Genomic DNA, 9,188 nt, shown 5'->3' with positions numbered 1-9,188 from the left:
GGGGGTGAAAAGCCTCCTCGCCGGAAGACCAAGGGTTCCTGTCCAACGTTAATCGGGGCAGGGTGAGTCGACCCCTAAGGCGAGGCCGAAAGGCGTAGTCGATGGGAAGCAGGTTAATATTCCTGCACGACTTGTAATTGCGATGGGGGGACGGAGAAGGCTAGGTGGGCCAGGCGACGGTTGTCCTGGTGAAAGTGCGTAGGTGGTGTTTCCAGGCAAATCCGGAGACACAACACTGAGACACGAGACGAACGCACTACGGTGCGGAAGCCATTGATGCCCTGCTTCCAGGAAAAGCCTCTAAGCTTCAGATTACAAGTCATCGTACCCCAAACCGACACAGGTGGTCGGGTAGAGAATACCAAGGCGCTTGAGAGAACTCGGGTGAAGGAACTAGGCAAAATAGAACCGTAACTTCGGGAGAAGGTTCGCTCTTGACAGTGAAGTCCCTTGCGGATGGAGCAGTTGGGAGTCGCAGTGACCAGATGGCTGGGACTGTTTATCAAAAACACAGCACTCTGCAAACACGAAAGTGGACGTATAGGGTGTGACACCTGCCCGGTGCCGGAAGGTTAATTGATGGGGTTAGCGCAAGCGAAGCTCTTGATCGAAGCCCCGGTAAACGGCGGCCGTAACTATAACGGTCCTAAGGTAGCGAAATTCCTTGTCGGGTAAGTTCCGACCTGCACGAATGGTGTAACCATGGCCATGCTGTCTCCACCCGAGACTCAGTGAAATCGAATTCGCCGTGAAGATGCGGTGTACCCGCGGCTAGACGGAAAGACCCCGTGAACCTTTACTACAGCTTGGCACTGAACATTGAACCTACATGTGTAGGATAGGTGGGAGGCTTTGAAGGCGTGACGCCAGTTGCGCTGGAGCCGTCCTTGAAATACCACCCTTGTATGTTTGATGTTCTAACGCAGGGCCCTGAATCGGGCTCGCGGACAGTGCCTGGTGGGTAGTTTGACTGGGGCGGTCTCCTCCCAAAGAGTAACGGAGGAGCACGAAGGTTGGCTAATCCTGGTCGGACATCAGGAGGTTAGTGCAATGGCATAAGCCAGCTTAACTGCGAGACGGACAGGTCGAGCAGGTACGAAAGTAGGTCATAGTGATCCGGTGGTTCTGAATGGAAGGGCCATCGCTCAACGGATAAAAGGTACTCCGGGGATAACAGGCTGATACCGCCCAAGAGTTCATATCGACGGCGGTGTTTGGCACCTCGATGTCGGCTCATCACATCCTGGGGCTGAAGTCGGTCCCAAGGGTATGGCTGTTCGCCATTTAAAGTGGTACGCGAGCTGGGTTCAGAACGTCGTGAGACAGTTCGGTCCCTATCTGCCGTGGGCGTTGGATGATTGAAGGGAGTTGCTCCTAGTACGAGAGGACCGGAGTGAACGAACCTCTGGTGTTCGGGTTGTCACGCCAGTGGCACTGCCCGGTAGCTAAGTTCGGAATCGATAACCGCTGAAAGCATCTAAGCGGGAAGCGAGCCCTGAGATGAGTCATCCCTGACCCCTTGAGGGTCCTAAAGGGCCGTTGGAGACCACAACGTTGATAGGTGGGGTGTGTAAGCGCGGTGACGTGTTGAGCTAACCCATACTAATTACCCGTGAGGCTTAACCATACAACACCCAAGAAGTGTTCTAAGGCTTGTAGCAAATACCAAGCGAACTACTTACGTCAGCTTTCTCAGATTGAAGATTTTTGCCTGGCGGCCATAGCGCCGTGGAACCACCTGATCCCATGCCGAACTCAGAAGTGAAACGCGGTAGCGCCGATGGTAGTGTGGCATTCGCCATGCGAGAGTAGGACACTGCCAGGCACCCAATTTCAAGATTACGCCCAGCGTGGTCTTTACCGGTTAGTGTGCTGATATGGCTCAGTCGGTAGAGCGCATCCTTGGTAAGGATGAGGTCCCCAGTTCGATTCTGGGTATCAGCACCATTTTCAAGTTAGTTTTAAAAGCTTTTGCCTGACGGCAATAGCGCCGTGGAACCACCTGATCCCATGCCGAACTCAGAAGTGAAACGCGGTAGCGCCGATGGTAGTGTGGCATTCGCCATGCGAGAGTAGGACACTGTCAGGCACCTATTTAGAAGAGGCCTCCCATTCGGGAGGCCTTTTTGCATTTCTGTAATTCAAAAACTGCCCTGCCGCCGGCATTTTAGTAAAAGTGCTGGGCTATCAAGGGATTGCCCGTTACTCTTTAGCCGTTGCCGATTAACACGTGATGCTGCCAGCGAGGTATTGATGGCTACGTTGAAGGAAATTGCACAGGAAGCGGGGGTTTCTCTCGCCACGGTATCCCGGGTACTGAACGAGGATCCCAGCCTGAGCGTCAAGGAAGAGACCAAGCAGCGGATCTTCGAGATTGCCGAACGGCTGGAGTACAAGACCAGCAGCGCCCGCAAGGGGGTACACAAGAGCAAGCTGCACTTTCTGGTGGTCTATGCCTATCCCCAGAGTACCGAGGTCAACGACCCTTACTATCTCGCCATCCGTTATGGCATAGAGACCCAGAGTGCCCGCCTCAATATCGAGCTGACTCATCTCTACAACTGTGGTGAAGGGCGCGAGCTGAGCGCCGTGGATGGCATTCTGGTGGTCGGCACACTCACAGCCGAACGTCTCGTCCAGCTAAGGGCTTGTTCCAGCCAGCTGGTGTTTGTCGACTGCCGTTCACAGGGAGAGTTCGACTCGGTCGATGTGGATCTCGCCCTGATCAGCCAGCAAGTGGTTGATTACTTTATCGCGCAGGGGCATCAGCGCATCGGTTATATCGGTGGCCAGGATGAGAATCCGGATCTGCGTGAATTGGCCTTCCGGGATTATGGTCAGCGGCTGGGGGTGGTGCAGGAGAGCGATCTCTATCGTGGGGACTTCTCCAGCGCCTCCGGCTACCAGTTGGCGAAGGAGATGCTGGCAGGGGATTGGCCCAAGGCGCTGTTTGTCGCCTCCGACTCCATCGCCATCGGTGTGCTGCGTGCCATCCATGAGAAGGGACTGGCGATTCCCCAGCAGATCGAGCTTATCAGCGTCAACGATATCCCGACCGCCAAGTTCACCTTCCCGCCACTCTCTACAGTGCGGATCCACTCCGAGTTGATGGGCTCCCAGGGGGTCAATTTGCTGGTTGAGCGGCTGCGAGACGAGCGGGATATTCCCCTTCGGGTGTTGGTACCGAGCAAGTTGACCCTGCGTGGCACCACTCGCTGATTTTAGTAAAATATTCTGCTTTTTAGTCGCGCCATCTTGCGGTGGTGCGACTCCTCTCCCAAGTAAACTTATTTCCCATATCATCCCGTGACGTCATATCATATTGTTTTTATAGTTGATTTTATTGCAGCTCAGCCAGCTACTATCAACATCCATGCCATTCATCCATATCTTGCCTTCCTTTATCTCCCGCTTCTGATCTCGCTCACAAAACCATCTGTTCATTGTGATCAGGTTAAAACTTTACCAATCCAAAGCTGATATTTAGTAAATTTTTATCTAAGGTTTACCCAGTTAACGTTGCCTTGTTCCGGGAGGACATGTGAATAACTGGGAAAACGTCCAATTCGTTGGTGAAAACAGGCTGGCTCCGCGTGCCTACTTCTTTTCTTATGCCGACCACGCGCTGGCGGCCACCATGCAGCGCGAGCTGAGCCGCCGTTTTCTGAGCCTTGGCGGCCAGTGGCAGTTCCACTACTTCGACCACCCCCTGCAGGTGCCGGAGGCCTTCTATCACAGCCCCATGAGCGAGTGGGGCCAGATCACCGTGCCCAACATGTGGCAGATGGAAGGGCATGGCAATCTGCAGTACACCGACGAAGGTTTTCCCTTCCCCATCGACGTGCCCTTCGTGCCGACCAACAACCCCACCGGCGCCTATCAGCGCAGCTTCACGCTGAGCCCGGCCTGGGGCGGCGAGCAGGTGATCATCAAGTTTGACGGGGTGGAGACCTACTTCGAGGTCTATGTGAACGGCCACTATGTCGGCTTCAGCAAGGGGAGCCGTCTCACCGCCGAGTTCGATATCAGCGCCTACGCCAAGGTTGGCGAGAACCTGCTGTCGGTGCGGGTGATGCAGTGGGCTGACTCCACCTATATCGAAGATCAGGACATGTGGTGGATGGCGGGGATCTTCCGCGATGTCTATCTGGTGGGCAAACCGGCCGCCCATGTGCAGGACTTCTTCATCCGCACCACGCTGGCCGATGACAATCAGAGCGCTACCCTGAGCTGCGATATCCAGCTGGAAAATCTGGGGGCGGCAGCCCGTGAGCACCGTCTGGTCTGGTCACTGCTGGATCAGGGCAGCGAGATCGCCAGTGGCACACTCGACCATCTCGCCATCGACGGCAAGTGTGATTGCCGCTTCACGCTGGATCTGGCCAATCCCCATCTGTGGAGCGCCGAAGACCCGTACCTCTACCAGCTGCAACTCTCCCTCTACAACGGTCGGGGTGAGCTGCTGGAAGTGATCCCGCAGCGGGTCGGGGTGCGTGAAATCAAGGTCAAGGATGGCCTCTTCTACGTCAACGGCCACTACCTCAAGCTGCACGGGGTGAACCGTCACGACAACGACCACCTCAAGAGCCGCGCGGTCGGTATGGACCGAGTAGAGCGCGATATCGTGCTGATGAAGCAGCACAACCTCAACTCGGTGCGCACCGCCCACTACCCGAACGACCCGCGCTTCTACGAGCTGTGCGACCAGTACGGTCTGTTCGTGATGGCGGAGACCGACGTGGAGACTCACGGTTTTGCCAACGTCGGCGATCTCAGCCGCATCACCGACGACCCCTTCTGGGAGCCGGTGTTCGTGGATCGCATCGAGCGCCATGTTCACGCCCAGAAGAACCACCCCTCCATCATCATCTGGTCGCTCGGCAACGAGTCCGGCTACGGCTGCAACATCAAAGCCATGTACCAGCGCTGCAAGGGGATCGACCCGACCCGGCTGGTGCATTACGAAGAGGATCGCGATGCCGAGGTGGTGGATGTGGTGAGTACCATGTACTCCCGGGTCTCCCAGATGAACTGCTTCGGCGAGTTCCCGATGGCGAAGCCGCGCATCCTCTGCGAATACGCCCACGCCATGGGCAACGGCCCGGGTGGCCTCAGCGAATACCAGCAGGTGTTTGACCGCCATCCCCACATTCAGGGTCACTACATCTGGGAGTGGTGCGATCACGGCATTCTGGATCAGGACGAACAGGGCCGCCCCGTCTACAAGTACGGCGGCGACTACGGCGACTACCCCAACAACTACAACTTCTGCATGGATGGCCTCATCTATCCGGATCAAACCCCGGGGCCTGGCCTGCGCGAATACAAGCAGGTGATCTGCCCGGTCAAGGTGCGCGCGCTGGATCTGGCCAGCGGCAAGCTGGCGGTGGAAAACCGCTACTGGTTCTCCACTCTCGACGACATCCGCCTGCTGGTCGAGGTGAAGGCCGAAGGCGAGCTGCTGGCCAGTCAGCAAATCCGGCTGGAAGGGGTGGCTCCCGGTGCCATCACCGAGTTGCAACTCGAACTGCCATCCCTCGATGGGCGGGAAACCTTCGTCCAGCTGCGGGTCATCAAGGCCAGTGCCACCCGCTACAGTGCGGCGGAGCACGAGTTGGGGCAGTACCAGTTCCAACTGAAGGCATCGACTCGCCAGCTGCTGCCCTTTGCCAATCCCAATGCCACTCCGTTGCAGATTGCCGACGAGCGTCTCGCGTTGACCTTGAGCGGCAGCGGCTTTGCCCTGCGCTTCTCGCGCCTCGACGGCAAGCTGGTGAGCTGGCAGCAGGATGGTATCGAGCTCATCGAGCGAGCCCCACGCCTCACCTTCTTCAAGCCGATGATCGACAACCACAAGCAGGAGTACGAGAGCCTGTGGCACCCGAACCACCTGCAGATCATGCAGGAGCACTTCCGCACTCTGAGCTGGCGTCAGCTGGGTGAGGCGGTCGAGGTGACGGTCGAGAGTCTGATTGCGCCGCCGGTGTTCGACTTCGGCATGCGTTGCCGCTACGTCTACACCCTTAGCCCGAATGGTCAGCTGCATGTGGCCCTATCAGGCCAGCCCTACGGCGGTTATGACGACATCATCCCCAAGATCGGCTTCGAGCTGGGTATTCGTCAGGATCTCGACCGGGTGCACTACTACGGCATGGGGCCGGGCGAGAACTATCAGGACAGCCGCCAGAGCAACTGGATCGACTGCTTCCAGAGCACTGTGAGCGAGATGTGGGAGCACTACCCCTTCCCGCAGGACAACGGCAACCGCCAGCAGGTGCGCTGGGCGACCCTGACCAACCGTCACGGCGCCGGTCTCTACGTGCGGCCCGATGCCCCCATCAACCTGAGCGTCTGGCCCTACAGCTGGGAGCATATCCACGCGGCGCAGCACATCAACGAGCTGGAGCCTAGCGGTTATCTCACCCTCAATCTGGATCACAAGGTGCTGGGGCTCGGCTCCAACTCCTGGGGCTCCGAGGTGCTGGACTCCTGGCGGGTGCGCTTCGAGCCGTTCAGCTTCGGCCTGACCCTGCTGCCCATCGCCCGTGGCAACCTCAATCCGGCTGCGCTGGCCGGGCTCGATCTCACCATCAACGGCGGGAGGAACCTCGCATGATCACTCTGGACAACCTGACCCTGTTCAAAAACATCTACCGGGAGGGCAAGAAGTGGGGCCGCTGCGTGGAGGCCATCAACAACCTGCCGAACCTCAAGCCCGGCATCTGCCACTCCATCGGTGACTCCCTCACCTACCGCTTGCAGGAGGGGGCTAGCCCGGCCACCTCCCTGTTCGAGGGGCAGCGCCGCTACTTCGACGTTCACTACTACCTGGAAGGGGCAGAGACGGTGGAGTGGGCTGCCAAGCCGGAGTTGCAGGTCGAGCAGGCTTATGACGACACCACCGACCGCGAGTGGCTGGCAGGCGAGGTGCGTGAGCGCCAGAAGGTCGGCAACGGGCAGGTGGTGATCTTCGAGAACGACGAAGCCTACCGGTTCACAGGCGACAGCTCGGTACGCAAGGTGATCATCAAGGTCACCGTCGAAGGCGGCTACTTCAAAAACAAATAACAAGCCGCCGATTCTGCACTGATAAAAGCCGGAAGGGCGGGGTTCACCCTACAACCCATGCCCCGCCCTTTCGCTGCAATAACTACAGGTCTGGAGATGCACCATGTCTGATTCCAAACGCAATACGATAGGCAAGTTTGGTCTGCTGTCGCTCACCTTCGCGGCGGTATTCAGCTTCAACAACGTCATCAACAACAACATCGAGATCGGTCTGGCCTCGGCCCCGATGTTCTTTCTGGCTACCATTTTTTACTTCATTCCGTTCTGTCTGATCATTGCGGAATTTGTGTCACTGAATAAGAACTCCGAAGCGGGCGTCTATGCCTGGGTGAAGAGCTCCCTCGGCGGTCGCTGGGCCTTTATCTCCGCTTACACCTACTGGTTCGTGAACCTCTTCTTCTTCACCTCGCTGTTGCCGCGGGTCATCGCCTACGCCTCCTATGCTTTCCTCGGCTACGAGTACATTCTCACTCCGGTGGCGACCACGGCATTGAGCATGGTGCTGTTTGCCTTTGCCACCTACGTCTCCACCAACGGCGCCAAGATGCTCGGCCCCATCACCTCGGTGACCTCGTCCCTGATGCTGCTGCTGACCCTCTCCTACATCCTGCTGGCAGGTGCGGCTCTGGTGGGCGGCGTGCAGCCGGCAGACCCCATCACGGTAGAGGCCATGATCCCCGATTTCAGCTGGGCCTTCCTCGGTATCACCACCTGGATCTTTATGGCGGCTGGTGGCGCCGAGTCGGTGGCGGTCTACGTCAATGATGTGAAGGGGGGCTCCAAATCCTTCGTGAAGGTGATCATCGTCGCCGGGATCTTTATCGGCGTGCTCTACTCCATCGCATCGCTCTTGATCAACGTGTTCGTCCATAGCGACACCCTGAAATATACCGGCGGCTCGGTGCAGGTGTTTGAAGGGCTGGCGGCCTACTTCGGTTTGCCGGAGATCCTGATGAACCGCTTCGTCGGGCTGGTCTCCTTCACCGCCATGTTCGGCTCCCTGCTGATGTGGACGGCGACCCCGGTGAAGATCTTCTTCTCTGAGATCCCGGCCGGCATCTTCGGCAAGAAGACGGTCGAGCTGAACGAGAACGGCGTGCCCGCCCGTGCAGCCTGGATCCAGTACCTCATTGTGCTGCCGCTGATGGTGATCCCGACTCTGGGCTCCAACACAGCGCAGGATCTGATGAACACCGTCATCAATATGACCGCCGCCGCTTCCATGTTGCCGCCGCTGTTCATCATGCTGGCCTATCTCAATCTGCGCCTGAAGCTCGATCACCTGCCGCGGGATTTCAGGATGGGTTCGCGCACCACCGGCATCGCCGTGGTTTCGGTGCTGATCGCCATCTTCTCGGTGGGCTTCCTCGCTTCCACCTTCCCGACCGGCGCCGACATCATGACCATCATCTTCTACAACGTCGGCGGGATCGTGATTTTCCTCGGCTTCGCCTGGTGGAAATACAACAGATACGAGGCGTCCCTCAGTGCCGAAGCGCGTGCGAAAGAGGCCCAGCCGACGGCGCAGGTTGCCATGCAGACGCCATAGGCACTGCATTGAATCCCAATCAAACCGGGTGGCCGTTGGCCACCCGCAAACCGTTGAACCAGAAAAGGAAAAGAGCATGAGCGAGACGATCGAGTTTGCCGAATTCAAACGGGTCGAGATGAAGGTGGGCAAGGTGCTGGAGGTGGTGCGTCACCCCGGGGCCGACAAACTCTACATCGTCCAGATCGACGTGGGTGGCGAGCGGCCGCTGCAGACCGTCACCAGTCTGGTGCCTTACTACAGCGAAGAGGAGCTGATGGGCAGCGAGGTGGTGGTACTGACCAACCTCAAGCCCACCAAAATGCGCGGCGAGCGATCCGAGTGCATGTTGCTCTGCGCCGAGACCCCGGACGAGAGCCAGAGCGTGCTGTTGCAACCGCGGGTGCCGATGGCGCCGGGCACTCCGATCGTCTGAATGGTATTGCGAGCCGGTGCGGGAGACGGTACCGGTTCAGCAACGAGGCCGCCCACGCGGCCCGATCATAACAAGAGAGTAAAGCGCGGGGCCGACAGACCCTTGCCGAACACATCACAGAGTCACTGCGCTCCCCGCAGGGAACGCGAGTCCACT

General features: G+C 58.2%; 5 protein-coding genes, 1 tRNA gene and 3 rRNA genes (1 of these 9 only partly in view). All 9 read left to right on the top strand.

The annotated features are described in order from the left end of the window. Positions 1 to 1,627, top strand: a 23S ribosomal RNA gene (locus ACTG2T_RS08655); it begins 1,263 nt to the left of the window's first position. Positions 1,628 to 1,710: 83 nt separating this feature from the next. Then, positions 1,711 to 1,825, top strand: a 5S ribosomal RNA gene (gene rrf / locus ACTG2T_RS08650). Positions 1,826 to 1,871: 46 nt separating this feature from the next. Continuing rightward, a tRNA-Thr gene (locus ACTG2T_RS08645) sits at positions 1,872 to 1,947 on the top strand. A gap of 27 nt (positions 1,948 to 1,974) precedes the next feature. After that, a 5S ribosomal RNA gene (rrf, locus tag ACTG2T_RS08640) occupies positions 1,975 to 2,089 on the top strand. A gap of 164 nt (positions 2,090 to 2,253) precedes the next feature. Then, positions 2,254 to 3,219 (top strand): transcriptional regulator EbgR, encoded by a 966-nt coding sequence (gene ebgR, locus ACTG2T_RS08635; RefSeq protein WP_005342046.1) that lies wholly within the window; start codon positions 2,254 to 2,256, stop codon positions 3,217 to 3,219. A gap of 322 nt (positions 3,220 to 3,541) precedes the next feature. Continuing rightward, a complete protein-coding gene (gene ebgA, locus ACTG2T_RS08630; protein WP_330125101.1) occupies positions 3,542 to 6,616 on the top strand; it encodes a beta-galactosidase subunit alpha in 3,075 nt (1,024 codons plus the stop codon). After that, positions 6,613 to 7,068 carry a beta-galactosidase subunit beta gene (locus ACTG2T_RS08625; protein ID WP_330125102.1) on the top strand — a complete coding sequence of 152 codons (456 nt, stop codon included), beginning with the start codon at positions 6,613 to 6,615 and terminating at the stop codon, positions 7,066 to 7,068. Before ebgA ends, ACTG2T_RS08625 begins: the two co-directional genes overlap by 4 nt. A gap of 103 nt (positions 7,069 to 7,171) precedes the next feature. Beyond that, the gene (locus ACTG2T_RS08620; protein WP_201930999.1) at positions 7,172 to 8,617 is read left to right on the top strand and encodes an amino acid permease; all 1,446 of its coding nucleotides are present in this window, start codon (positions 7,172 to 7,174) and stop codon (positions 8,615 to 8,617) included. Between the two features lie 76 nt (positions 8,618 to 8,693). Further along, the gene (locus ACTG2T_RS08615) at positions 8,694 to 9,032 is read left to right on the top strand and encodes a tRNA-binding protein (RefSeq protein ID WP_005342042.1); all 339 of its coding nucleotides are present in this window, start codon (positions 8,694 to 8,696) and stop codon (positions 9,030 to 9,032) included. Positions 9,033 to 9,188 lie beyond the last annotated feature (156 nt).

The organism is Aeromonas sp. 75A, assembly GCF_051919425.1.
Lineage (GTDB): Bacteria > Pseudomonadota > Gammaproteobacteria > Enterobacterales > Aeromonadaceae > Aeromonas > Aeromonas veronii.
This window is presented reverse-complemented; position numbering and strand designations above follow the sequence as displayed.

What these genes read in the sequence shown, in the direction of transcription:
- ebgR (WP_005342046.1), top strand. Translation starts at nt 2,254, where the DNA reads ATGGCTACGTTGAAGGAAATTGCACAGGAAGCGGGGGTTTCTCTCGCC.
- ACTG2T_RS08625 (WP_330125102.1), top strand. Translation starts at nt 6,613, where the DNA reads ATGATCACTCTGGACAACCTGACCCTGTTCAAAAACATCTACCGGGAG.
- ACTG2T_RS08620 (WP_201930999.1), top strand. Translation starts at nt 7,172, where the DNA reads ATGTCTGATTCCAAACGCAATACGATAGGCAAGTTTGGTCTGCTGTCG.
- ACTG2T_RS08615 (WP_005342042.1), top strand. Translation starts at nt 8,694, where the DNA reads ATGAGCGAGACGATCGAGTTTGCCGAATTCAAACGGGTCGAGATGAAG.